The organism is Stenotrophomonas sp. Ste96 (genome assembly GCF_024519495.1).
GTDB lineage: Bacteria > Pseudomonadota > Gammaproteobacteria > Xanthomonadales > Xanthomonadaceae > Stenotrophomonas > Stenotrophomonas bentonitica_A.
In genome coordinates, this window is sequence record NZ_JALJRX010000001.1 from 127982 (window position 1) to 151182 (window position 23201).

The following is a 23201-nucleotide window of genomic DNA, read 5'->3' on the forward strand; positions in this document are numbered from 1 at the left end:
AACTTGCTGCAGAGCGTCAATCCACCCCGCCGGGCGTACCCTCGCGCGCCTGGACGCCTCCGCCATCGCCTTCGCTCAAGTCACTGATTTCACTCGATGGCGGTGGCGGCGCAGCGACCAACGCCCTTACCGATGGGCATATCCACATAGCCGACGGTGTTTGCCGCCCGACGGCCAGCGACCGCCCGATACCGCCGCCTGCGCGGCAATGACGATCCGCAGATGCAGGCACACACGCGCAGGCGTAGCCTTCGCGCCGCCTGCCCCCAACGGAGATCGCCCCGTGTTTCCGATCACGCCCGCCCGCGTTGCCCCTGCCCTGCTTGCCCTCGCCATCGCTGGCGCGGTGGCCCTTCCCGTCCCGGAGGCGCGTGCACAGACGCCTGCGAACTCACGTGCCGTTGCCCCCGCCTCGTTCAACGCACTGCTGGATGCGCAGACGATGGCCGCGATCAACGCCGATCCCGAACTGCGCACCATGCTGGGCATCAGCGGCGACGCAGCGGGTGATCTGTCCGACCAGTTGACCGACGTCTCGCTGGCGCGGCGCGAGGTCAACCGCCGCGCGATGGCCGACAACCTCGCCCAGATCAAGGCCTGGCACGGTGCGCCGCTGGATCCGCAGCAGCGTCTCAGCGACGGGCTCGCGCGCTGGTTCTACCAGGCCCAGATCGATCTGATGGCGGTGCCCTGGGCCGCGGCATGGTTGCCGGTTGGCGGCAGCACCTACGCGGTGGATCAACTGTTCAGCCTGCCGGTCAACCTGCCGCAGTTCATGGACAACCAGCACGCGGTGACCGATGACACCAGTGCACGCCACTACATCGCGCGGCTGCGGGCCATGGGGCCCAAGCTGGACCAGGTCCGGGCCAACATGGACATGCAGGCCCGCCAGGGTGTGGTGCCGCCTGAGGTCGCGCTGGAGGGGGCGGCCAACCAGTTCCGTACGCTGCTCGCGCCTGCACCGGAAAACAGCCTGTGGGTGCAGTCACTGCAGCGCAAACTGGACAAGGTCCCCGCCATCGCCGCCCCGCGCCGGGCAGAGCTGATCGCCGAGGCGACCACCGCCGTGCGCGACGCCGTCAATCCGGGGTACCAGCGCCTGCTCGATGACGTGCAGGCCAAGCTGGCCACCCATCCCGGCAACAAGGGGGTGTGGGCCCTGCCCGAGGGCAAGGCGTATTACGACGCGGCACTGCGCTGGTACACCAGCACCGATCTGGATGCCGATGCGATCCACCAGATCGGCCTGAGCGAAGTCGCGCGCCTGGACACGGCCATGGATGCACGCCTGAAGCAGCTGGGTCTGCGCGACGGCACGGTTGCCGCGCGGATCGAGACGCTGCGCAAGGATCCGCGCTACCTGTATCCGGACAGCGATGCCGGCCGCCAGGCGCTGATCGGCGACATCCAGCAGCGGCTGAGCGACCTGGGCCCGATCCTGCCCACCTACTTCGGCCACGTGCCGGCGCAGAAAGTGGTGGTGCAGCCAGTGCCCACACACATGCAGGCCACCTCGCCGGGCGGTTACTACTACCCCCCGGCGATGGACGGCTCGCGGCCGGGCACGTTCTTCATCAACCTCGGCGATATTACCTCCAATACGCGCTGGAGCATTCCCACCCTCACCTATCACGAGGGCTCGCCCGGCCATCACTTCCAGATCTCGATCGGCCAGACCCTCACCGACCTGCCGATGCTGCGCCGCAGCCTCAACCCGAGTGCGTTCAGCGAGGGCTGGGCGCTGTATGCCGAACAGTTGATGGCCGAGGCCGGCGTGTATCGGGACGACCCGGCCGGTGACCTCGGTCGGCTGCAGGCCGAAATGTTCCGCTCGGTACGGCTGGTGGTGGATACCGGCCTGCACCGCAAGCAGTGGACCCCCGAACAGGCGATGGCCTACATGCAGGCCAAGACCGGGATGACGCCGGGCGATGTCCGCATCGAGGTCTATCGCTACCTGGTGCAGCCCGGCCAGGCCTCGTCCTACAAGATGGGCCAGCTGCGCCTGCTGGAACTGCGCGAGCACGCCCGCAGGCAACTGGGCGACCGCTTCGACATCCGCGCCTTCCACGACCTGATCCTGGGCAATGGGGCGATGCCGATGACGGTGGTCAGCCAGGCGGTCGAGGACTGGATCGCCGCCGGCGGGCCACCCTCCGCCCGCGCCCCCTGAGCGCACCGCGCAGGCGCCGGTGTGCGGCCGGCGACTGCGTATAAATACCTAGCGGCTTACCGTGTAACTCCGGTTGTCCGCGGCGTGGGCGGTGCGCAGAGTGTCAACAGGGTCGGCCGGTCGCGCGGCCCATCGACGACACTCTGGAGACCGTCATGCCGCGCACCCCGTCGCGCCTGCTGTTGGCCCTGGTCCTGGCCGGACCGCTGCTGTTGTCACCGCCGCCGCTTGCCGCGCAGACCGCGCCGGCGACGATCGATGCCGAGGCGATCCAGGCCCTTGCCCGCATGGGCACCGCCCTGCGCGCCCTGCCGCACTTCTCACTCAGCGCCACGACCAGCACCGAGTATGTGCTCGATGATGGCCAGAAGATCGCGTTGCCTGGCACCGTCACGTATCGCGTGCTTGGACCGGACCACTTCTTCGCGGAAATCCAGAGCGACCAGCAGCACCGTCAGCTCTTCTACGACGGCAAGGCCCTGACGATCTACTCCCCGCGCCTGAAGTACTACGCCACGCTGGATGGATTGAACAAGAGCAGCCAGGCGCTGCTGGCCGAATCGGCCACCACCTATGGCATCGAACTGCCGCTGGCCGACCTGTTCCTGTGGGGCACACCGGCGTTCCCGACCGATCAGTTCCAGTCGGCACTGCTGGTCGGCAGTGCCCGCATCGGCGGCGAGGCCACGCACCATTACGCCTTCCGGCAGCCCGGCGTGGATTGGCAGGTCTGGATCTCCGATGCCACCCATCTGCCGCGGCAACTGGCCATCACCAGCCACAGCGATCCGGCGCTGCCCACCTACCAGGCCACGTTGAACTGGGACACGCGGCGCGCGGTGACCGCGAAGGAACTGGCCTTCGACCCCAAGGGGGCCACCAAGATCGTGTTCGTTCCGGTCGCGCTGGCCGCGCAGACCACGCCTGACGGGGAGAACTGAGCATGGACCGTTCCACCACGCTTCGCGCCGCACTGGCGCCCGCCTTGATCACCCTGCTGCTGGGCAGCGCGTTGCTGCCGGCCGATGCCCAGGCACGGCCGGGCCTGCGCGGCTTTGCCCATCCCTCGATCGCCCATGCCGGCGGTTTCGGTGGCGGAGGCTTCGCGCACGGCGGTGGCGGCTTCGCGCCGCATCCGCCGGGGCCAGGCCCTTCGCCACATCCCGGTCCTGGGCCCCGCCCCGAGCCGGGTCCGCATCCTGGTCCGGGTCCCGGTCCCCACCCTGCTCCGGGGCCGGGACCCGGGCCGGGACCTCATCCGCCAGGTCCGGGTCCGGGTCCGCATCCGCCTGGGCCTGGTCCAGGTCCTGGCCCGCACCCGCCGGGTCCCGGGCCGTACCCGCCGCCGCCTCCGCCGCCGTACTGGGACCACCCGTTCTGGGATGCCGCGGCATTCACCGCCGGCGTCGCGGTCACCTCGGCGGTGATCGGTTCGGTGGTGTACTCGCTGCCGGTGGACTGCAGCACCGTCATCGTCAACGGCCTGGGCTACCAGCGCTGTGACAATGCCTGGTACCAACCGCGCTACTCCGGCACCACCGTGCAGTACGTGGTCGTGGATGCACCGCAATGATCTGCCGCCGCCCAGCGCTGTCCCGGCTGGCGCTGCTCGCCGGCATCGCCTGCGCGGCGCCACTGGCCGCGCAGGACGCGCCGGCCGGCCCGGCGTCCTCCGATGACATCGCCCGCAAGCTCGCCGACCCCGGGGCGGCCCTGATCTCGGTGCCGTTCCAGTACAACTACCAGGGCTCGGTCGGGCCCGGGGGCGACGTCCACAATCAGCAGTTGAAGATCCAGCCGGTGATTCCCTTCGTCGGTGAGAACGGCAAGTTCATCCTGCGCCCGATCCTGCCGTTGAGCTGGAATCAGTTCCCGGAAGACAAGCACGGGACCGGCGATCTGTTCGTGCAGGGGTACTACATCCCCAAGACCGCCTCGGAGGCACATGGCACCGAGGTCGGCTTCGGCTTCGCCGCGCTGCTCGATACCGCCTCGCACGACAGCCTGGGCACGGGCAAATACTCGCTCGGCCCCGCCTTCATCGTGGTGCACAAAACGCAGAAGTGGACCGTCGGTGCACTGGCCAACCATGTCTGGTCGGTGGGCGGTGACAGCGACCGCGAGGATGTCAGCAGCACCAGCGTGCAGCCCTTCCTCACCCGCAACCTGCCCCAGGGCTGGTCGCTGAGCTTCACCTCCGAGACCAACTACAACTGGAAGGCCGACAGCGGCGACGCATGGACGGTGCCGCTGGGAGCGACCGTGTCCAAGGTGCTGCGGCTGGGCCACACGCCGGTGAGCATCGGAGTGGGCGGCTTCTACAACGTTGACCGCCCACAGTACGCCAGCCGCTGGACCGCGCGGATGATGGTGACCCTGGTCTTCCCCGAATGATGCCGACGCGCGCCACCTGGTGCGCGCACTGAAGAGGACATGAGCATGCGACTGCTGCGCACCGCCACCGCCCTGGCGATCGCCGGGGCGATCCTCGCCCTGGTCGCCGCCTGCAGGCCGGCGCCATCGAGCCAGGCCACGACCGCACCGAGTGAGCCGCCCGCGGACGCCGCCGCCGATACGCGCGCGATCGCCCGCGATGCGTATGTGTACGGCGTCCCGATGCTGGGCGAGTACCAGACGATGCACACCTTCAGCATCGACACCGCCAACCCGCAGTACAAGGGGCCGTTCAACACCATCCTCAACATCGCCCGCGTGTTTACCCCGGCCGACACCGCCTTCGTGACGCCCAACTCGGACACGCCCTACTCGTTCGCCGGGCTGGACCTGCGCGCCGAGCCGGTGGTGATCACCGTGCCGAAAATGGAAGCGGAGCGCTACTTCGTGTTCCAGCTGATGGACCTGTACACCTACAACTTCGCCTACATCGGCAGCCGCACGACCGGCAATGAGGGCGGGCACTATCTGATCGCCGGCCCGGACTGGCAGGGCGCCGTTCCCGATGGGATCACCCAGGTGATCCGTTCGGAAACCCAGCTGGTCAGCCTGGTCGGGCGCACGCAGCTGTTCAACCCCGCCGACCTGGACAACGTCAAACGCATCCAGGCCGGGTACAAGGTGCAACCGTTGTCGGCGTACCTGGGCACACCTGCGCCACCGGCGCCGGCCGCGGTGGACTGGCCCACGCCGCTGTCCGGCAGCGAGGCACGCACCTCGCCGGCCTTCTTCGGCCAGCTGGCGTTCCTGCTGCAGTTCGCCCCGCCGCATCCCAGTGAAGTGGACCTGCGCGCGCGCTTTGCCCGGGTCGGCATCGTGCCGGGGCAGCCCCTGGACGTGGCGGCGCTGCCGCCGCCGACGCTGCAGGCGTTGAAGGACGGGATGGCCGATGGGCAGCATGACATCGACGCGCGCCGCAGCGCGCTGGGCGGGAAGATGGACACGCTGTTCGGCACCCGCGAATTCCTCAAGAACGATTATGTCGCGCGCGCCACCGGCACCCAGATGGGCATCGGCGCCAACTCGCGCGACGAAGCGCTGTATCCCATCTACGAAAAGGATGCCGACGGCGCCCCGCTTGACGGCAGCCAGCACCGCTACGTGCTGCGCTTCGGCAAGGACGGCCTGCCGCCGGTGAACGCGTTCTGGTCGCTGACCATGTATGACCTGCCTGGCCAGCTGCTGGTGGCCAACCCGATCGACCGCTATCTGATCAATGCCGCGATGCTGCCCCAGCTCAAGAAAGACGCTGATGGTGGCGTCACGCTGTACCTGCAGCACGACTCGCCGGGGCCGGACAAACAGAGCAACTGGCTTCCGGCGCCCAACGGCCCGTTCATGGCCGCGATGCGCTACTACTGGCCCAAGCCTGCGCTGCTGCAGGGCCAGTGGACCTCGCCGCAGATCGAGCGGGTGCAGTGACCGCTGTTCCTTCCGGAGGTGCCGTGATGAAACTCTGCCTACCCGTGTTGGCGCTGGCCCTGGCCAGCGTTCTTGTTGTCGGCTGCAGTTCCAGCGCACCCGCGCGCAGTGATGCGCCGCCATCAACGGAAAAACGCGAGGCGCAGAACCAGGCGCGCACCGCCACCGCCGCCGTGTTGTCGCGGCTGTACGCGGCCCAGCCCGGCGCCCGCCAGGCGGTGGAACAGGCCGCCGGGTATGCGGTGTTCCGCAGCTTCGGGGTCAAGGTGCTGATCGCCGGCGGCGGTGGTGGGCATGGCGTGGCCATCGACAACCGCAGTGGACAGGAAACCTTCATGCGCATGGTCGAGATCCAGGCAGGCCTGGGATTCGGCGCCAAGACCTTCGATCTGGTCTGGGTGTTCAGGACACCCGAGGCATACCAGGACTTCATCACCCGCGGCATCGAGATCGGCGGCCAGGCCACGTTGGCCGCAAAGGTCGACAAGGCCGGCGGCGGCCTCACCGGCGCCGTGCAGGTCTCCGACAACGTGTGGGTCTACCAGATGACCGAGAGCGGCCTGGCCGCGGAACTCACGGTCAAGGGCACCCGCTACTACCCCGATAAAGCCCTGAACTGAGCCAACAGGCCAAGGAGCTTCCATGCACGGCCATCCGCTGGTCTGGATCGTCAGTCTGTTCGTGCTGCCGCTGGTGGCCGCGCTGGTGCTGAGCCTGTTCGTCCGCCACCGCGGCCTCAGTGCCAATGCGGTGCTGGCCTGGTTCGTGATCGTGTGCTGGTGCGGCGCGCTCGGGGTGATCCTCTCGCAGGTGTGGTGAGCAGTGACGGCCGCTGGCCGGCATCACAGTGACTGCCCGAGCTCGATGAACACCACGTTCTCGCCGCCCTCGCGGAAGCCCATGCCGAAGATCAACGGGCCGATCCACGAGTCGAAGCCGAGGAACACGCTGCCGTTCCATATCCCGTCGCTCAAGGACATGTCGCTGCGGCGCTGCCAGGCGTTGCCGTACTCCACCGTGCCACCCACCTGCGCCGAGCGGCCGAGCAGCTTGCCCAGCTCGTAGGTGTAGCCGGCAAAGCCGAGGGCGTAGTCCTGCCCGGTCAGCTGGTTGTGCTGGAAGCCGGCCAGCCGCCAGCGCCCGCCGAGCCGGTACAGGTTCTGCACCGGCGCCGTGCCGGAGGATGTCACGTGATAGCGCAGCCCCAGCTGCAGCGCGTGCCGGCCGAACGACCGGGCCGCCACCGCATCCAGGTCCAGCTGGCCAAAACGCGCATCGGCACCCAGGCTGGGGCTGGACTGGTACGTGCCGGCATTGACCAGGTAACCATCGCGCGGGAAGTAGACACTGTCGATGTCGTCCAGCGTCGCCTGCGCGATCCAGGCGCCCTCCTCGAAGTTCACGCGCGGAATGGCTGGATCACCGACCTCCACCTCGGCGTTGCCGGTATAGCGCTCCACCCCGACCGACAGCGCAAGCACATTGGACACATTGCGCACCAGCGCCAGCGTGCCGCCGGTACGGCGCACCCGGTAGCGCGCGATCTTGTCACCTTCTTCGTCATACAGATTGAAGCTGCGGGTCTGGAAGCCGCCGCCGGCCTGGAAGGCGTAGCGGTTGTGCAGATCGAAAGGACGGTAGTACTGCCCGGTCAGCCCCGGCTCGCTGCCGATCTGCAGGGCGATGCGCGCCTCGGCGCCATAGGGCGACAGCGGCGAGAACAGCAGTCCCGCGCGCAGGTTGCTTTCGTGGTTGCCCTCCAGATCGTTGCTCAGGCTCAACCCGGCCTCCAGGTAGATGGGGCCGTTCGGTTTGGGATAGGCCGATACGAACACACCCGTGCGGCCATCGCGCTCGCGCACGTCGTAGTTGATGCTGGCCAGGGTACCCATGCCGTAGGCGCGCAGGACACCGGCCTGCATGCCCTTGATGTCCAGCGGCTCGCCGATCTGGACCGGCAGGTAGCTCAGCAGCAGTGCATCGGCGTAGCCGGTGTGGTTCTCCACCTCGACGAACTCGATCCGGTCCGTGCCGACGGGACGTTCGCGCTGCACACGTTGCGCGGCCAGCTGCCCATATACCTGCGGGCTCTGCGCGAAGGCGCGCAGCGCCGGGGCGGCCTGTTCGGCAGCGAGCTGGCCGATCCGCAGCGCTTCGGGCGCCTTGTCGAAATCGCCGGTGGCAACCTTGCCGGTCAGGTCCGGCGAGATCAGCAGGTCCTGCGTGCCCAGGCTGTCCAGCTGGGTCTGGGCGCTGCGGGTGGTCAGGAAGCCGCTCAACTGGCTGATCACATCCACCAGGCTGGCATCGCGATCCAGCGGCTTGAGCGGCGTGCCCACGTCGACCGCGATCACCCGGTCGGCACCCATCGCGCGCACCACGTCGATCGGCACCTGGTTGGACAGTCCGCCATCGAGCAGCACGTGCCCGTCGATCACCACCGGCCGGAAGATGCCAGGCAGGGACATGCTGGCGCGCATCGCCATCGGCAGGTTGCCCTCGGACAACACCACCGGCTGCCCGGTGTTGATATCGGTGGCGACTGCGCGGAACGGGATGGGAAGATCGTCGAAGCGGCCGCTCACCCGGCTGCCGCCGGTGGCACGCTCGAACAGCGCGATCAGCTTCTCGCCCTCGGATACGCCGCCGGCCAGCGCCACCGCCTTGCCTTCGCCGCCCAGTCCGATGCCGATCGGGGCCAGCTGTGCGTAGTCGTCTGCCTTGCGCCGCAGGGACCGGTCGCGGCGCGGCAGGGTATCGGTGAACAGGCTCAACCACTCGGTGCTCAGCACCACCTGCTCGATCTGCTCGGGCGTGGAGCCGGAGGCATACAGCGCGCCGACCAGGGCGCCAGCGCTGGTGCCGGCGATGCAGTCCACCGGAATGTACAGCGCTTCGAGCTGTTTGAGGATGCGCACATGCGCAATGCCGCGCGCGCCACCGCCGCCCAGCGCCAACCCGATGCGCGGGCGGGTATCGCCGGGACCGCGTACGCCGCAGTGGCTGCCCTGGCCGGCCACCACGGCCGACGCGACCGGCTCGGCGGCCTGCAGTGGTGCAGGTGCACCGGCCGCACACGCCCCTGCAAGCAGCAGCGATGCTGCACGCGGAAATGTCTGGGGGTGGCCTATCAACGCCATGCGCTGCCGACCTGGATGTAGAACGTGTCGTCCTCCGGGCCCCACGCATAGTCCACGCCAACGTGCATCCCCAACTGGCGGGCGATCAGATAGCGCACGCCCGCGCCTTTGGAGACCTGGCTGGCGCCGTCGCTGAAACGGTTGTGCCGCCCCCAGGTGCGTCCCGCGCCGACGAACCCGATCAGCGCCCAGCGCTGGGTCATGTTCCAGCGCAGCTCGCTCTCCAGCACCGCCGCGCGCGTGTCCTGGTAACGGGCCGAGCCGATGCCGCGCAGGTCGATGTAGGGCAGCCGGTAAAACGGGATTTCACCGTTGGCCCAGCGCGCATCGGCGCGGCCGCCGAGCACGAAGTACCTGCCCATCGGCCAATAGCCGTAGGCGTGCCCGCGATAACTCTGGAAGGTGGCATCACTGCCGATGCCCGGCAGGTAGAAGTTGCCCTCGACCATGCCCAGCCAGCCCCTGGAGGGCGTGAACGGATTGTCGCGGGTGTCGTATTCCAGCGACAGGCCGAGGCCGGAGCTGCGCTTGGACAGCTCGTGCGGCTGGAACCGGTCACTGTCGGAGGCAACATCGAAGCCGATGTCCAGGTCCATGTAGACCCAGGCCAGGCCCAGGTACAGGTCGCGGTCGCCAAGGCGACGGAACCCCTGCTGGAACGACATCAGGCCATCCATGTTGTATTCGATCTTCTGCGCGGGCAGCAGCGTGCCCGGGGTGTAGAAGCCCAGGTTGAACGAGGTCTTGGCCACGCCGCCCCGGTAACGCCAGCGGTCATCGTCGAAATGCAGCGACGCGCCCACGCCGTAGGCTTCACTGCCGTTGGACGTGCGCATCGCCCCGCCGCCATAGATGTCCGGCGTCACCATCTTCGGTGCACCGCCTTCCCCTGGCGAGCCGGAAGCCGCAGGGCGATGGAAGAACGCCAGCGCCACACCGCCCCCGTTGCCGACCGCCGGGTCGGTCACGATGATCGGTACCGGCAGGAAGCCGCGGTGCTCGAGCAGCCAGCGCGACATGTCGAAATGGCCATCTTCGGCGTCACGGAACAACGAAGCCTTCGCGGTCGACGCCGGCGCGGGCACGGGGGTCTGGACCGGCGCCGCAACAGGCTGGGGCGCTGCCTGGGTGCCCTGCTGGGCAACGGCGCTCCAGGGCGCAAGGACGCCCAACAGCACTACCAGGCGTACGGCATGGCCGATCGACACGCGGCACCTCGAGGGATGGGAAGCAGGACGGCCGGTCAGTTCAAGTGCGTGGGCCCGTGCCGGTGGGAGGGGGACAGCCCGGCACGGGCCCGCGCGGTTGAACGCGTTTGCATCTTCGGCGCAGCACTCAGCGTGCGGCGGTCGCACCCGGCGGGAACGCAGCGAACAGTTTGTCCAGCCCTGCTTCCACCGCCGCATTGACCTTGTCCGGCGACGTCGGCACCGTGCCGCTGGCCGTACCGCGCCACACGGCCTGTTTGGTGCGGGCATCGAACATGTCCACCACCAGGGTGCCCACGTCATATGTATGCACCGTGGTCGTGGCGTTGCCCATGGCCATGCCGCCGCCCCAGCCACCGCCGCGCCAGCCCCACCCGCCCATGCCGGTGCCGCTGTAGAAGGTGTCCAGGGTCTGCTTCTGGCTGTTGGCGATGTGCGCGGCCAGCGCGATGTCGCCGTTGGGGGCTTCGCGCAGTCCCTTGGCCTGCAGGCGGGCGTTGATGCCGTCGATGATGCGTTGCTGCACCAGCGGCGAGCTTGCCTCGGGCTTCATCGCCCAGGTGTAGGTCTTGTAGGAGCTGAAGCTGGCCGACGGATCGAAGTCGGTCTTGACGGTCGGGGTGGAGGCGCAGGCGACCAGGGAGGTGGCCAGGACGGCGATGGCAAAAGCTTTCATGACGCGAGTCTCCAGGGGCAGGATGGAAAGACGCGCTGCGTGTGCAGCCGTCCTGTGGGCTGGCAGAACGACGAGGCGCGTTCAGCGCGGCGGGTTGATCACCACGTACTGCACGGTGGTGCCGGCATAGCGCGGCTCGTACCAGACATTGCCACACTGCTGGTAGGCCATGCCGTTGATCACGGTGGTCACGCAGCTGGGCGGCACCGAGTTGACGATCGAGCCGATCACCGCCGAGGTCACCGCCACACCGGCGGTCACCGCTGCGGCGGTCGCGAATGGATGGTCGTCCCAGTGGTTCCAGTGATCGTCGTGGTAATCCACGTTGACGTTGACCTTGCGATCGACATTCCGGTTGACGTTGCGATTGACGTTGCGGTTTGCATCGATGTTGCGATTGATGTTGCCGCCACCGCCGCGATTGATGTTGCCGCCCTGCGGGCGCTGCACGGGCCGGTTGATGCTGGTGTGGGCGCTGGCACGTGCACCACCATGGAAGCCGCCGCCGCGCTGGGCACTGGCTGGCGCGGATACCGTCAGCAGGAGTACCAGGAGCAGGCCGGCGGCCAGGGAGGTCACCACGAAGAAACGATTGATCACGGTCCGCATGTCAGTTCTCCTGCCCGGCAGCGTCGATCACCACCGCGACCGGGACCAGCTTGATCCGCGCCGCATCGGCCGGTGGCGTGAACTGGAATGCAGTGGCCGCGACCGGCGTGCGGGTATCCCAGCGAAGCTGGGCGCGATACTGCGGCAGCGCCGGATCATCCAGCGAGGTGATCACCAGCTTCCTGGGCAACGAAGTCGCCTTGCTGACCCACAGCTGCCAGTCCACCGCGTCCTGCTTGAACGCGTACTGCTCGATGGCCTCGCCATCGAGGGTGCCGCCGCCGATATGCAGCGCGCCGCGGATGGCGGTCTTCGGGGCTTTGTCGGTGCCCCAGAGGAACATGTCGGCCAGCGGCATGTCGATGCCGTAGCGGCTGGCGGCGTCTTCGACGAGCTCGCCGAGCGTGGCGCTCACGCCATCCACCTGGGCGTAGTACTTCAGGCGTGGGGAGTACAGCGACAGCGACTTGCCGTCGTAGAACAACTGGCGAAGCTGGCGATCGCTGCGCAGTTCCAGGAACAGCTGGTTCGGCGTCCTGACCTTGTAGGTGACCACGCCGTCCAGCTCGACCTTCTGGCCGTCATCCAGGACGATTTCCGTACTGGCCTGGGAGGTCAGCGAGAACTGCTTGAGGGCGCGCAGCGCCGCGCCCATGCGGTCCAGCGCGGCCAGCGCCTCTGGATCGCGCTCAAGGCGGTCGGCCGGCGCAGACGCCGGGGCGGCAGCCGCGGCGACGCGGGTGGCCGCGGCTGCCGCAGGCGCCAGCGCGGCCAGCAGCAGGCACGCCGACCATGCAACGGGGGGAATGGCAGAGGGCATGACCGTTACTCCACAGGACGGAAGACAGGCAGCCGCGCTTGCGCGGCCGGAATCAGAAGCCACCGCTGATCGAGAGGCTCCAGGGATCGCCCTCGAACCGGTTCTTGACGCTGAATTCGCCGACATAGCGGAAAGAAACATCCAGATGCTCGCCGCCGGACCACTTCCTGCCGTAGGTCAGCACCGGGCCGAGGCCGAACGAGCGCCCCTTGAATCCATCCAGGCGGTCTGCGGTGTCGCCCTTGTCGTCCTGCAGCTGCTGGATCCAGCCGCCGGCCGCGCCGAAGCCCCACCCGCTGGCGGTGCGCTTGACCAGCAGCACGTCCGCACGGGCGACCACGCCGTTCTTGTAGTCGGTGTCGTCGTTGCGGGTGTACCAGTCGGTGGCGCCCAGCACGCTGAATTCCAGCGTGCCCTTCTGGAACAGGTGCGTGTACCCCACGCTGGGCGAGAACGTCCAGATGTTCATGCCCGGGTTGGCCAGCCGGTTGGGGTCGTACTTGGCGGTGGGTGCATACACATACACGCCGAAGGACAGATGCTCCACCTCACTGATGTGGTACCCGGCGATCACCGGGGCGAAGTACACATCGAACAGGTTGGACGCGTGATCCTTGGCCTGGAAGCGGTTGCCGAGCGGCCCCGCGAGGTTGGCGGTGACGTCGGCGTCGATGTAGGGCACGGTCAGCATCGAGGCAAAGTTCCAGCGCCCGGCCTTGGTCGGCCAGACATACACGCCGGTGGCGGCAGTCAGACTGACGTCGGCTTCCAGGCCCAGAGAGATCTGGCCGGCGATCGGTGCCGGGCGGTTGCCGCTGATCTTGCCGTTGTACTGGATGTAGCTCAACGACCACTGCATGCCCGGCTCGGGCGGGATGACACCAGCGTAGGAGGTGATCTGCATGCCGGTGATCGAGCGACCCAGCGCGCCTTCAGTGGCTGCGGCGGGAGCGCTGCCCAGCGCCAGCAGTCCGCCCAGACACAGGGCCAGCGGGCCGCGCGGCCGGGACCGGGGCGTGGTGGGTGCAGGGGTGTTCATGGCATCGGCCTCCGGGGCGGAAGGGGAATCGCAGTGCGCGGGATCAGGACGGGTCCGGCGTGGGCCGCGGTGCGTGCTGCCGCTCGCGCACCTCCTCGATGTCGCGCTCCAGGAAATAGTTCAGGAAGGTCCGTATCACGGCGATCGCGGCCAGTTGACCGATCGCGTCCCAGTCGGTGTAGATCGAGGATTCGATGATGTCCGCCGCTAGCTGCATGGTCAGCCCGGCCACCAGCCAGCGGCCATACGCCAGCCACACCGCGCGCCGCTCCACGTTGGTGGGGTGACCGCGCAGCGCCAGCCGCAGCGCCTGCACGAACACCACCGCCGTGGCCAGCGCGATCAGCACCAGTGCCATTGCATCGATGATGACAACGACCGGCTCGGTGATGGCGATCAGCCATGCCTTCAGAGGCGTCATGCGGGATGCTCCGGTATCGCACCTGGCGGTGGCAGAGGCGGCTCATCCGCGCTCCACGCAACGAAAGCCAAGGTGGCAGGTGGAGGTGTCGATCGGCTGCGCCATCCGGGCCGCCGGCCGGTAGCGCCGGCAGTAGTTGGGCGCACACAGGTGCGAGCCGCCCTTCATGACCCGGCGCGGGATCGCACTGCGGTCGCGCGGGTCGTGGCTGCCTTCGCGCGCGCCGCCACGGGGGTTGTCGATCGCGCAGCACGGCTTGCTCTGCAGCTGGTCGTGCTGCTGGTACCAGTCGCCGGTCCATTCCCAGACATTGCCGATCATGTCGTACAGGCCGTAGCCGTTGGGCGGAAAGCTGCCCACTGGCGAGGTCCAGCGGTACCCGTCCTCGTCCAGGCTGTGCCACGGGAATTCACCCTGCCAGGTATTGGCCTGATGGCGGCCCCCCGGAACCAGGCTGTCGCCCCAGGCGAACTCACCGCCCTCCTGCCCGCCGCGCGCGGCGAACTCCCATTCGGCTTCGGTGGGCAGGTCCTTGTCCGCCCAGCGCGCATATGCCAGTGCATCGGCGACATTCACGTGCACCACCGGGTGATCGTCCAGGCCCTGCAGCGACGAGCCCGGGCCACGGGGATGCCGCCAGTCGGCGCCGGCCACGTAATGCCACCAGTTGTGCGTATTGGACAGATCGACCGGGTGCGCAGGCTGCACGAACACCACCGAGGACGGCACCAGCAGCGCCGGGTCCGCGCCGGGGTAATCGGCCGGGTCCGCCGGGCGCTCGGCAGCCGTCACGTAGCCCGTTTCGCGGATGAACCGTGCGAACTCCCGGTTGGTCACCGGGTAACGGTCGATCCGGAACGGTGCCACCCGCGCCTTGTGCGCCGGCCGTTCCTCGGGATAGTGATCGTTGGATCCCATCACGAAGACGCCGCCGGCGATATCGATCATGGTGTCGGCGACGACGCTCATCATTGATTGCCCGCGCAGGCTTCGCTGAGCTTGGCCAGCGCATCATCGATGGTGAAGGTGTTCGGCTTCTGGACCCGCGGGAAATCCTTGAAGGTAGCCGCGAACCTGTCGGCGATCGCATAGGCCCCGAACAGGATGTAGTCGTGGTGCAGGAACCAGTCGTAGTACGTATTCGAGGTGATGTCGGCGAACTCGTACGGGTCGGTCCTGAGGTTGTAGACCTTGGGCAGGCGCAACCGGATCAGCGGCTCGGACCAGACCTGCAGCGTGCCCTCGCAGCGCTGCTCCATGAACGAGACTTTCCAGTTGTCGTAGCGGATGGCCATCACATCACCGTCGTCGCTGAAATAGACGAACAGCTTGCGCGGGCTCTCCTTTTCCTTTCCGGTCAGGTAGCCGGTCAGGTTGACCCCGTCGATGTGGTTCTTGTACGTCCGCCCGATCGCCTTGTAGCCCTTCTTGAGTTTCTCGCTGACATCCGGGTCGCCGGCCATCGCCAGGAAGGTCGGCAGCCAGTCGTGATGCTGCACGATCCCGTTGGCAATGGTGCCCGCGGGAATGTGGCCAGGCCAGCGCACCACCATCGGAATGCGGAACGCGCCTTCCCAGTTGGTGTCCTTCTCGCTGCGGAACGGCGTGGTGCCGCCGTCCGGCCAGGAGTTCCGGTGCGGACCGTTGTCGGTGGAGTACATCACGAAGGTGTCCTCGGCGATGCCCAGCTCGTCGAGATAGTCCAGCAGTTCACCGACGTTGCGATCGTGGTCGATCATGGTGTCGTGGTACGGCGACTGCCAGCGCCCGGCCTGGCCGAGGCTTTCCTTCTTGGTGTGGGTGAACAGGTGCATGTGGGTGAAGTTCACCCAGACGAAGAACGGCGTGTCGGCGTCATGCTGGCGCTTGATGAAGTCCTTGGCGGTGGCCGCGAAATCCTCGTCGCAGGTCTCCATCCGCTCCGGCGTCAGCGGCCCGGTGTCTTCGATCTTCTGCTTGCCGATCCTGCCCCAGCGTTCCTGTTCGGTGGCATCGTCCTTGTCTGTCGCCCAGCTGCGGATGACCCCGCGCGGGCCCATGGTTTTCCGGAAGTTCGGGAAGTCCTCCTCCGGAAAGTAGTCGTACATGTCCGGCTCTTCCTCGGCATTGAGGTGGTACAGGTTGCCGTAGAACTCATCGAAGCCGTGGTTGGTCGGCAGCATGTGGTTCAGATCGCCGAGGTGGTTCTTGCCGAACTGGCCGGTGGCATAGCCCTGGTTCTTGAGCAGCGCGGCAATGGTCACCAGCTTCTCGTTCATGCCGGTCGGCGCGCCGGGGATGCCGACCTTGGACAGGCCGGTGCGGTACACGCTCTGGCCGGTGATGAACGACGAGCGGCCGGCAGTGCAGGACTGCTCGCCGTAGGAATCGGTGAACAGCGTGCCTTCGTTGGCGATGCGGTCGATATTGGGCGTCCGGTAGCCCATCAGGCCCTGGCTGTAGCAGCTCAGGTTGCTGATGCCGATGTCGTCGCCCCAGATCACCAGGATGTTCGGCCGCTTGCCGTTCTTGCCGGCCTTCGTGGTTGCGGACGTTTTGGGGGATGCTGCCGCTTTTGCTGTTGCCATGACACTCTCCAGGGGGATGCGTGTTGGGTTCCGGCGTCGTGCCGGCATGCGGGAACGGCCGTCAGGCGAATGGCGAGACGTTGAAGGTCATGCTGACGATCGCCAGCAGGCCGAGCAGCCACAGCAGCCCGGCGGTGATCAGGGTGAGGGAGATGGGATAGTGGCTTTCGCCATGGACCAGGCCTTCGCCGATCATGATCCGGCGCTCGGTGCGCAGGCCCTGCATGTAGCGCACGTGATAGACGATGCCCAGGGTCAGCAGCACCAGCCCGAGCCCCACCAGGGCGATGCCGAAGTTGCGCGGCGCATGCGGACGCAGCGCGGTGCCGGTCTCGAGCATGTGCCCGAAGAACTGATAGATGGTGAAGCCGAAGCCGATCAACGACAGCGCCGTGCGGATGATCGACATCAGCGTACGGTCCGCGCTCATGCGGGTCCGCTGGAACGACATCCCGGTCCGCCGCGAAGACAGCTCGATGGATGCCTCGTCGCTGCCGCCCAGCAGTTCCTTGGCGCGCGCGATGCTCAGGGCACGCTCGCTGAGTCGTTTGGTCGGGTCGGTGTCGTTCATGGAGGGCTCGTGGCGTGGAAGGATCGGGAGTCAGTGACGGCGGCGCAGCCAGTGCGATGCGATGCGGGCGATCGGTCCACGCAGGACCAGGTACGGCAGGAAGCCGAGCACCACCGCGATCACGAACGCTTCCAGCGGGTACTTGAAACCGCCGAACATGCGGAACTGGTAGATCACGTCCATGCCGACGCCCAGCAGCAGGATCCGCGTCGTGGCGGTGACGCCCTGCCGCCAGGCGACCTTGCGCTCGCCGGCCGAGCTGTGGGTCAGAAGCCACGCGTAAGGGGTCCTGCCCGCCTTGGCGTCCCTGATGCCGTCGATCAGGGCGGTGATCAGCGCCATCGTCGGCTGCAGGAAGAAGCGGAAGGTCATGGGACCGTCGGCGCGATCGATCATGTCCGTCCAGAAGCGCGTAAGGAAATCGATCACCAGGAGCATGGCGGGATCCTTGGGTCAGGGCTCCAGCTTGGGCGGACGGCGCAGGCCGCACAATCGAGTTAGTACTGCATGCACCACAGTATTTTTACTGCGCCCGCGGCCCACGGTGGCGGCGGTATGCTCCGTGCCAGCGCGCTGCGACGCTGTGCGCCCCCTCCTCCACTGCCCGGTCAGCCATCCGATGCGCAAGGACCAGGACCCCTATTCGCTGATGCGCGGCGGGCTGGTGCACCGGCTGCTGCATGCCAGCGGCGCGCTGCACGGCACCTCGCGGCTGTCGCTGTGGATCGCGCTGGGTATCGTCGTGGTCACGTTCGGGCCGATGCTGCTGCTGGCCGCCCGTGCCGGTACGCTGTGGCCCGCGCCGCCGTCGATGTCGCTGCTGGGCGACTACGCCACGCTGGCCCGCCTGCTGCTTGCCGTGCCATTGCTGGTGCTCGCCGCGCCCCGATCGGATGCACTGCTGCGCAATGCCCTGCGCCAGCTGACCCACGCCAGCCTGGTCCACCCGCGTCACCCACAATCGCTCGACGGGCTCTTGGCCAGGGTGCGGCGCTGGCGCGACAGTTGGCTGCCCGAAGCGCTGTGCGTGGTGATCGCCTGGGCGCCGCTGCTGTTCGGCAGCGATACGGTTAGCCTGCTTCCCGGCATCGCCGACTGGCGGCTGGACCAGGGCAGCCTGACCGCCGCCGGGCGCTGGTACGAATGGGTCGGTGTGCCGCTGTTCCGCCTGGTGGCACTGCTGTGGCTGTGGCGCTTCGTGCTGTGGACCTGCCTGCTGTGGCGGCTGCCACGCGCCGACCTGGTGTTGCATGCCGAGCATCCGGACGGCGCGGGCGGGCTGGGGTTCCTGGGCATGGCACAGGAGCGCTTCGCCATTCTTGCGCTGGCCGGCGGCGTGCTGCTGGCCGGCGCCTGCTTCAACCACATGCAGTATCTGGGCGGGAGCCTGTATGGCCTGCGTCATCTGCTGGCCGGGTATGTGATCGGCGCGACCCTCCTCCTGGCCGCGCCGCTGCTGCTGTTGATGCCGATGATGCTGCGCGCCAAACGCCACGCGCTGTATCGCTTCGATGCGCTGGGCAACCGGGCCGCGGCGGTCTTCGATCAGCGCTGGCAGCGCACGGTGCAGGACGCCACCGCCGCCGACACCCTGCTCGACCATGGCGATGCCTCGGCCTTCGCCGATTTCAGTGGCGTCTACAAAGGGCTGAGCAGCATGTCGGTGCTGCCGCTGACACGCTGGAACCTGCTCTGGATCGCGCTGCATGCCATCGTGCCGCTGCTGCCGCTGGTACTGCTGGCCATGTCCGTGGACGAGCTGGCACAGAAGCTGATCGGCATCCTGGTGTGATTCCCGGCCGAACTCAGCGGCCGTCGCGGCGCAGGCCGCGCAGGGAGCGCGAGACGAACCTATCGCCCTTCAGCGCAGCGCCCACCGCCGACACCAGATCGTCCCCTGCGTCGGATTTGAGCACATAGCTGCAGGGTCCCAGCGCCATCGCGCGGGTCACCATCTGCGGATCGGCATGCACGGTGATGAAGACCACGCCCAGTACCGGGCGCTGCAGGCGCAGACGACGGACCGCCTCCAGCCCATCCATCTCGGGCATGGCGATATCGGTCACCACGACATCAGGCAGCATGCTCTGCGCGGCCTGGACCAGCGAAGCCCCGTCCTGCACCAGGCCGATCACCTGGTATTGCTGGGACAGCAGCCCACGAAGCTGGCGCCCCATGGCACACCCGTCTTCGGCCAGCAACACACGAACCGGATTCATCGCACTCGCCCGTTGGACGCCTGTGCCATGGTGCGGGGGGGGTTGCGCGGGCGACAAGGGGAAAACAACCGTGGCCGGGCAAGTAAAACTACTTGCCCGACCACGCCCGCGTGTTCCTAGTGACGGATGAGGCCTTCCTGCTCGGCCTTGCGCACCAGCTCGAGCGTGCCGTGGACGCCCAGCTCCTGCATGATCGCGTACTTGTGCGACTCGATCGTGCGCACCGAGACGCCCAGCTCATAGGCGATCTGCTTGGAACGCAGGCCCCGCGCGACGTACTCCAGGATCCGCAGCTGTTTTTCGGTCAGCACATACTGGCACCGCCCGGCGCACAGGACCGCGCTGGCCGCCAGCGTGGGGGTCACGTAGGTCTGCCCGTCCATGACCCCATTGATGGCCCGCACCAGCTCATCGCCGGCCGAGCTTTTCAGGATGTACCCCTGTGCGCCGGCACGAATCGCCTCGGCCGCCATGCTCGATTCATCGTGCATGGTCAGGAACACGAACGGCGTCCTGCAGCCCTCGCTGCGCACCTGGCGCATCACGTCGATGCCACTGAGCCCGGGCATGCTGATGTCCGACACAACGACATCGGGTACTTCGCGGTGCAGCGAGTCCAGCAGCTCTTCGCCGGAGGACACCAGTTCGATCGACGCGAAGCACTCCATGAGCAGGCGTTCTATGCCCTGCGCGACCAGCATGTGGTCGTCGGCAACCACGACCTTCCGGAATGGAACCTCCATCAACTGCGCACACGAAATGCCCATTGCATTTTCTCCGTTGACATCAATCTTCCCCTGATTGAACTGCCGGTGCGGCCGCCTCACTGCTGAATCCATAACCGGATCGCGTTGATCACGCGATCAGCTTCCCCCTGCAGCGCGTTGAAAATGCGAGACGCCTTGTGATGGCATCGTGACGCGAACAAGTCTGAATCCGTCATGTTGGGCCATGCAGTGCGGCGTTTGCGCCGGCATCGCGATTCAGCCGCGCAGCGTGTCCTTGGGACATTCCCCTAAGACATGCCGGTACAGGATCGAGAACCGGCCGAGGTGGGAAAACCCGAAGCGCAAGGCGATGTCGGTCACCGTGCCGCGCTCGTCAGCGTGCAGCAGCGCCGTCCGCGCACGATTCAGGCGTGCCAGCTGATGCCAGTGGCAGGGACCGTGCCCGTATGCGTCACGAAACAACCGCTCGATCTGGCGTTCCCCTACCCCCAGCGCCAATGCCAGGGCGCGGCTGTCGAAGGGGCGCTCCAGGTGGGCCTTGAGGTAGTCCTCCGCGCGCCGTACCAGTGCATCGCGATGGCGGGCCGATCCCCAGCCATCCAGCCGCCGGGCCGGGCCCGCATCGCCGGCACTGACCGCCTCCACGAACGCCCCCAGCAACAGCGATGCCTGCGCGGCCATCTGCGCCGGCGTGATCACGCCTTCCCAGGCGGCCGCGGCTTCCAGTGCCTTGAACACCGCATGGCGCACTCCCTCAGCCGCTGGCGGCGGTGCGGGCCGCGTCTGCCAGCCCGTGCGTGGCAACCGCAGTTCCCGCCCGACCCGCAGCACCGCCTCACGCTGCAGGACCTCGCGCGGGATCAGCAGCACTGCCCATTGCCAGCCGCCAGGACTGGGGCGGACGTTGAGCTCGCTGTCTTCGGCAAACACCATGACCTGCCCGACCTCGACCAATCGCCCATTGGCCCACATCGGTCGCTCGCAGGAGATCGCCAGGGCCAGCGCGATCATGCCCTGCGCGAAGCTGCCGCTGGCGAAAATCGGCAGCGTGTACGCGCCGCTGTCCAGGCTGAATTCCGGAAACACCAGCCGCTGCAGGCACGCGCGGAAGTGCCCCGCCGCGAGCAGACGCTGCTCGAAGCGGGTATCGCGCACCACGCCAAGCAGCGCATCGGCGTCGAAGCCGTCGACCACGAAGCGGGTGTAAGGGGCCATCGGTTCGTCCATGCCAGCTCCCTCGGAACACGTCGGAATTCGGATAGCGCGCGAGTGGGCAACCTGCTTACATCGGCGCGATTGTGGGGTGGAAGCGACACATCGACAAGCGGTGATCGCTCAGGGGGCCCACAAGCGTGAAATGCATCACATCGAGGCCGGCGCACGTGTGCCACCGCCGCGCAGCGGTGCCAGCGAGGCCAACGAACCGAAGCCTGTTCACGCCTACCCGAGGTACCCGTGCCAGCGATTGCGAGCGTGAAACAACCCGTGTCCGTGTACCTCGACCCCGGCATCCCACCGGACGATCCCGCTCGCGCCTCGCCCTCCACGCCCCCGTCACGCGATCTTCGCGCATCGCTCACCCAGGTGCTGCCGCTGGCACTGGGTTGCCTGCTGGGGCAGCTGTTGCCGACGCTGGCCCAGATGCCGGGTTTCCGGTTGCATGTCCTCTGGATTCCCGGCCCGCTGCTGCTGGGCTGGTTGCTGTTCACCCCTCGCGCGGCGTGGCGGACCTGTGTGTTGTCGGCCTTGGCCGGTACCGTGCTGGCGTTTGTTCTGGTGCCGTTCGTGGTCTTGCCACGGCTGCTTGCCAGCGCGGCCGAATTCGCCTCGGTGGTTGCCGTGGCGTGGCTGCTGCTGCGCTGGCGGGGCGCCCGGGCACCGCTGGAGGGCTACCGGGAGATCGGCCTGTTCGTGCTGCTGGGTTGCGTGCTGCTGCCGATCGCGTGTGCATGGTGGCAGTCGCTGCTGTTCGCCGGCGGGCCGCAGGGCATGGCGCCGGGTGCACTGCTCACCCTGGTGTTGTGCAGCAGTGTCAGCTATCTGTTGATCGTGCCCCCCATCGTCAATCTGGCGCGCATCGTGCAGCGCCCGGAGCGCCGGCATGGGTGGCAGTGGCAGCCGGTGATCATCGCCATCACCCTGCTCGGCGGGCTCGGCATTGTCTGGGGCGTGAACTGGTCCGATGGCGTGATCACGCCGCTGCTGGTACTGGCACCCATCCCGCTGCTGGTCTGGGCGTTGATCGTGTTCGGCGTTGCCGGTGCCAGCATCGGCATGCTGATCGTGGCGCTGCTCGGCATGCAGCTGAGCATGGAAGGCGTGGGTCCGTTCGCGTACTGGACACCGGACCGCGACCTCATCACCGCACAGGTGTGGACGCTGTGCACCGGGTGCGCACTGTTGTTCCTGGGCGCGTTGTCCGAACAGAAACTCTCCAACCACCTCAACCTGCAGCAGGCCTATCGGCGGTTGGGCGAGCTGACCGGGCGGATGCTGGTGGTGCAGGAGGAAGAGCGCACCCGCATCGCGCGCGACCTGCACGACGACGTCAACCAGTCGCTGGCCGCGATTTCGATCTGCCTGAGCGCGCTGCGCAATCAGATTCCAGAGGCAGAACGCCACGCCGTGGTCGAACTGCAGGAGCAGCTGCTGATCGTCTCCAACGACATCCGATCGATCTCCCATGAGCTGCACCCGAGCATCCTGCGTTTCACCGGCCTGGCCAGCGCACTGGATGCGTTCTGCATCAAGCGCAACGCGCGCGGCGCCCTGCGGGTGCGTTGCCGCATCGAGAATCCTCCGCGTCTCAGCGATGACCACGAACTGAGCCTGTTCCGGATCGTGCAGGAGGCGGTCAACAACGTGGACAAGCATGCGCACGCGGCCAACGCGCATGTCCTGGTCGGCATCCGCGGCGGCCAGATGGTGTTGCAGGTGGACGACGATGGCGTCGGCATGGCGGGCCAGACGGTGCCATCCCCCTCCCCCGGCCTGGGCATGATCAGCATGGAAGAGCGGGCGCGCCTGCTGGGTGGCAGCCTGAAGGTCGGTCCGAGCCCACTCGGCGGTACCCGCATCGAGGTCCGCTTCCCGATGGGTGACGCCGCGCAGGACCTCGCGGCGGCACACGCCGGGCGCCCGTAGAACTACT

General features: G+C 67.5%; 23 protein-coding genes. 9 read left to right on the forward strand and 14 right to left on the reverse strand.

Features of this window, described 5'->3' with window-relative positions:
* Positions 1-283 precede the first annotated feature (283 nt).
* From OC373_RS00580 to OC373_RS00610, 7 genes are all read left to right on the forward strand, one after another.
* Positions 284-2176, forward strand: coding sequence for a DUF885 domain-containing protein (locus OC373_RS00580; RefSeq protein ID WP_261996767.1), 1893 nt, complete (start codon positions 284-286; stop codon positions 2174-2176).
* Between the two features lie 155 nt (positions 2177-2331).
* A complete protein-coding gene (locus tag OC373_RS00585; protein WP_261996768.1) occupies positions 2332-3117 on the forward strand; it encodes a DUF2092 domain-containing protein in 786 nt (261 codons plus the stop codon).
* Positions 3118-3599: 482 nt separating this feature from the next.
* Positions 3600-3749 carry a hypothetical protein gene (locus OC373_RS00590; RefSeq protein ID WP_261996769.1) on the forward strand — a complete coding sequence of 50 codons (150 nt, stop codon included), beginning with the start codon at positions 3600-3602 and terminating at the stop codon, positions 3747-3749.
* Positions 3746-4570: a hypothetical protein gene (locus OC373_RS00595; protein ID WP_019184667.1), complete on the forward strand. Its 825-nt coding sequence runs from the start codon at positions 3746-3748 to the stop codon at positions 4568-4570. Before OC373_RS00590 ends, OC373_RS00595 begins: the two co-directional genes overlap by 4 nt.
* A 39-nt stretch (positions 4571-4609) precedes the next feature.
* Entirely contained in the window at positions 4610-6052 is a 1443-nt protein-coding gene (locus OC373_RS00600; RefSeq protein ID WP_261996770.1) for a DUF1254 domain-containing protein, read from the forward strand.
* A gap of 26 nt (positions 6053-6078) precedes the next feature.
* Positions 6079-6672, forward strand: a complete 594-nt coding sequence (locus tag OC373_RS00605) for a YSC84-related protein (protein ID WP_070425269.1) — start codon at positions 6079-6081, stop codon at positions 6670-6672.
* 22 nt (positions 6673-6694) lie between these two features.
* Positions 6695-6871: a hypothetical protein gene (locus OC373_RS00610; RefSeq protein ID WP_019184670.1), complete on the forward strand. Its 177-nt coding sequence runs from the start codon at positions 6695-6697 to the stop codon at positions 6869-6871.
* A gap of 23 nt (positions 6872-6894) precedes the next feature.
* Here OC373_RS00610 and OC373_RS00615 read toward each other — a convergent pair whose 3' ends face one another.
* The 11 genes from OC373_RS00615 to OC373_RS00665 all read right to left on the reverse strand — a co-directional run bounded on the left by OC373_RS00615 (position 6895) and on the right by OC373_RS00665 (position 17541).
* A complete protein-coding gene (locus OC373_RS00615) occupies positions 6895-9192 on the reverse strand; it encodes a patatin-like phospholipase family protein (RefSeq protein ID WP_261996771.1) in 2298 nt (765 codons plus the stop codon).
* Entirely contained in the window at positions 9183-10400 is a 1218-nt protein-coding gene (locus tag OC373_RS00620; protein ID WP_261996772.1) for an outer membrane protein assembly factor, read from the reverse strand. Before OC373_RS00620 ends, OC373_RS00615 begins: the two co-directional genes overlap by 10 nt.
* Positions 10401-10527: 127 nt before the next feature.
* Entirely contained in the window at positions 10528-11076 is a 549-nt protein-coding gene (locus OC373_RS00625) for a DUF4136 domain-containing protein (protein WP_261996773.1), read from the reverse strand.
* An 81-nt stretch (positions 11077-11157) separates the two neighbouring features.
* On the reverse strand, positions 11158-11685 hold the full coding sequence (locus OC373_RS00630; RefSeq protein WP_261996774.1) for a hypothetical protein: 528 nt from the start codon (positions 11683-11685) through the stop codon (positions 11158-11160).
* A 1-nt stretch (position 11686) separates the two neighbouring features.
* A complete protein-coding gene (locus OC373_RS00635; RefSeq protein WP_261996775.1) occupies positions 11687-12505 on the reverse strand; it encodes a DUF2092 domain-containing protein in 819 nt (272 codons plus the stop codon).
* A gap of 52 nt (positions 12506-12557) precedes the next feature.
* Positions 12558-13544 carry a transporter gene (locus OC373_RS00640; protein ID WP_070425274.1) on the reverse strand — a complete coding sequence of 329 codons (987 nt, stop codon included), beginning with the start codon at positions 13542-13544 and terminating at the stop codon, positions 12558-12560.
* 43 nt (positions 13545-13587) lie between these two features.
* The gene (locus tag OC373_RS00645; protein ID WP_261996776.1) at positions 13588-13965 is read right to left on the reverse strand and encodes a DUF1622 domain-containing protein; all 378 of its coding nucleotides are present in this window, start codon (positions 13963-13965) and stop codon (positions 13588-13590) included.
* A gap of 42 nt (positions 13966-14007) precedes the next feature.
* Complete coding sequence (locus OC373_RS00650; RefSeq protein WP_261996777.1) at positions 14008-14934, reverse strand: formylglycine-generating enzyme family protein; 927 nt, start codon at positions 14932-14934, stop codon at positions 14008-14010.
* Positions 14934-16532, reverse strand: a complete 1599-nt coding sequence (locus OC373_RS00655) for an arylsulfatase (protein ID WP_261996778.1) — start codon at positions 16530-16532, stop codon at positions 14934-14936. Before OC373_RS00655 ends, OC373_RS00650 begins: the two co-directional genes overlap by 1 nt.
* A 61-nt stretch (positions 16533-16593) precedes the next feature.
* Positions 16594-17103 carry a DUF202 domain-containing protein gene (locus OC373_RS00660; RefSeq protein ID WP_261996779.1) on the reverse strand — a complete coding sequence of 170 codons (510 nt, stop codon included), beginning with the start codon at positions 17101-17103 and terminating at the stop codon, positions 16594-16596.
* A gap of 30 nt (positions 17104-17133) precedes the next feature.
* Positions 17134-17541: a hypothetical protein gene (locus OC373_RS00665; protein ID WP_261996780.1), complete on the reverse strand. Its 408-nt coding sequence runs from the start codon at positions 17539-17541 to the stop codon at positions 17134-17136.
* Between the two features lie 181 nt (positions 17542-17722).
* Here OC373_RS00665 and OC373_RS00670 point away from each other — a divergent pair, with 181 nt between their 5' ends.
* Complete coding sequence (locus tag OC373_RS00670) at positions 17723-18895, forward strand: hypothetical protein (protein ID WP_261996781.1); 1173 nt, start codon at positions 17723-17725, stop codon at positions 18893-18895.
* Between the two features lie 13 nt (positions 18896-18908).
* On the opposite strand, the gene OC373_RS00675 is transcribed toward OC373_RS00670, so the two are convergent.
* The 3 genes from OC373_RS00675 to OC373_RS00685 all read right to left on the reverse strand — a co-directional run bounded on the left by OC373_RS00675 (position 18909) and on the right by OC373_RS00685 (position 21277).
* Positions 18909-19322, reverse strand: coding sequence for a response regulator transcription factor (locus OC373_RS00675; RefSeq protein WP_070425279.1), 414 nt, complete (start codon positions 19320-19322; stop codon positions 18909-18911).
* Positions 19323-19438: 116 nt separating this feature from the next.
* Positions 19439-20089, reverse strand: coding sequence for a response regulator transcription factor (locus OC373_RS00680; RefSeq protein WP_261996782.1), 651 nt, complete (start codon positions 20087-20089; stop codon positions 19439-19441).
* 216 nt (positions 20090-20305) lie between these two features.
* Positions 20306-21277 (reverse strand): AraC family transcriptional regulator, encoded by a 972-nt coding sequence (locus OC373_RS00685; RefSeq protein ID WP_261996783.1) that lies wholly within the window; start codon positions 21275-21277, stop codon positions 20306-20308.
* Positions 21278-21535: 258 nt separating this feature from the next.
* Here OC373_RS00685 and OC373_RS00690 point away from each other — a divergent pair, with 258 nt between their 5' ends.
* Positions 21536-23194: an ATP-binding protein gene (locus OC373_RS00690; protein ID WP_156785662.1), complete on the forward strand. Its 1659-nt coding sequence runs from the start codon at positions 21536-21538 to the stop codon at positions 23192-23194.
* Positions 23195-23201 lie beyond the last annotated feature (7 nt).

Bases quoted from the DNA above. Each gene is read 5' to 3' on its own strand.
- OC373_RS00585 (WP_261996768.1), top strand. From the start codon at position 2,332: ATGCCGCGCACCCCGTCGCGCCTGCTGTTGGCCCTGGTCCTGGCCGGA.
- OC373_RS00595 (WP_019184667.1), top strand. From the start codon at position 3,746: ATGATCTGCCGCCGCCCAGCGCTGTCCCGGCTGGCGCTGCTCGCCGGC.
- OC373_RS00600 (WP_261996770.1), top strand. From the start codon at position 4,610: ATGAGCATGCGACTGCTGCGCACCGCCACCGCCCTGGCGATCGCCGGG.
- OC373_RS00605 (WP_070425269.1), top strand. From the start codon at position 6,079: ATGAAACTCTGCCTACCCGTGTTGGCGCTGGCCCTGGCCAGCGTTCTT.
- OC373_RS00610 (WP_019184670.1), top strand. From the start codon at position 6,695: ATGCACGGCCATCCGCTGGTCTGGATCGTCAGTCTGTTCGTGCTGCCG.
- OC373_RS00615 (WP_261996771.1), bottom strand. From the start codon at position 9,192: ATGGCGTTGATAGGCCACCCCCAGACATTTCCGCGTGCAGCATCGCTG.
- OC373_RS00625 (WP_261996773.1), bottom strand. From the start codon at position 11,076: ATGAAAGCTTTTGCCATCGCCGTCCTGGCCACCTCCCTGGTCGCCTGC.
- OC373_RS00630 (WP_261996774.1), bottom strand. From the start codon at position 11,685: ATGCGGACCGTGATCAATCGTTTCTTCGTGGTGACCTCCCTGGCCGCC.
- OC373_RS00635 (WP_261996775.1), bottom strand. From the start codon at position 12,505: ATGCCCTCTGCCATTCCCCCCGTTGCATGGTCGGCGTGCCTGCTGCTG.
- OC373_RS00640 (WP_070425274.1), bottom strand. From the start codon at position 13,544: ATGAACACCCCTGCACCCACCACGCCCCGGTCCCGGCCGCGCGGCCCG.
- OC373_RS00645 (WP_261996776.1), bottom strand. From the start codon at position 13,965: ATGACGCCTCTGAAGGCATGGCTGATCGCCATCACCGAGCCGGTCGTT.
- OC373_RS00650 (WP_261996777.1), bottom strand. From the start codon at position 14,934: ATGAGCGTCGTCGCCGACACCATGATCGATATCGCCGGCGGCGTCTTC.
- OC373_RS00655 (WP_261996778.1), bottom strand. From the start codon at position 16,532: ATGGCAACAGCAAAAGCGGCAGCATCCCCCAAAACGTCCGCAACCACG.
- OC373_RS00660 (WP_261996779.1), bottom strand. From the start codon at position 17,103: ATGAACGACACCGACCCGACCAAACGACTCAGCGAGCGTGCCCTGAGC.
- OC373_RS00665 (WP_261996780.1), bottom strand. From the start codon at position 17,541: ATGCTCCTGGTGATCGATTTCCTTACGCGCTTCTGGACGGACATGATC.
- OC373_RS00670 (WP_261996781.1), top strand. From the start codon at position 17,723: ATGCGCAAGGACCAGGACCCCTATTCGCTGATGCGCGGCGGGCTGGTG.
- OC373_RS00675 (WP_070425279.1), bottom strand. From the start codon at position 19,322: ATGAATCCGGTTCGTGTGTTGCTGGCCGAAGACGGGTGTGCCATGGGG.
- OC373_RS00680 (WP_261996782.1), bottom strand. From the start codon at position 20,089: ATGGGCATTTCGTGTGCGCAGTTGATGGAGGTTCCATTCCGGAAGGTC.
- OC373_RS00685 (WP_261996783.1), bottom strand. From the start codon at position 21,277: ATGGACGAACCGATGGCCCCTTACACCCGCTTCGTGGTCGACGGCTTC.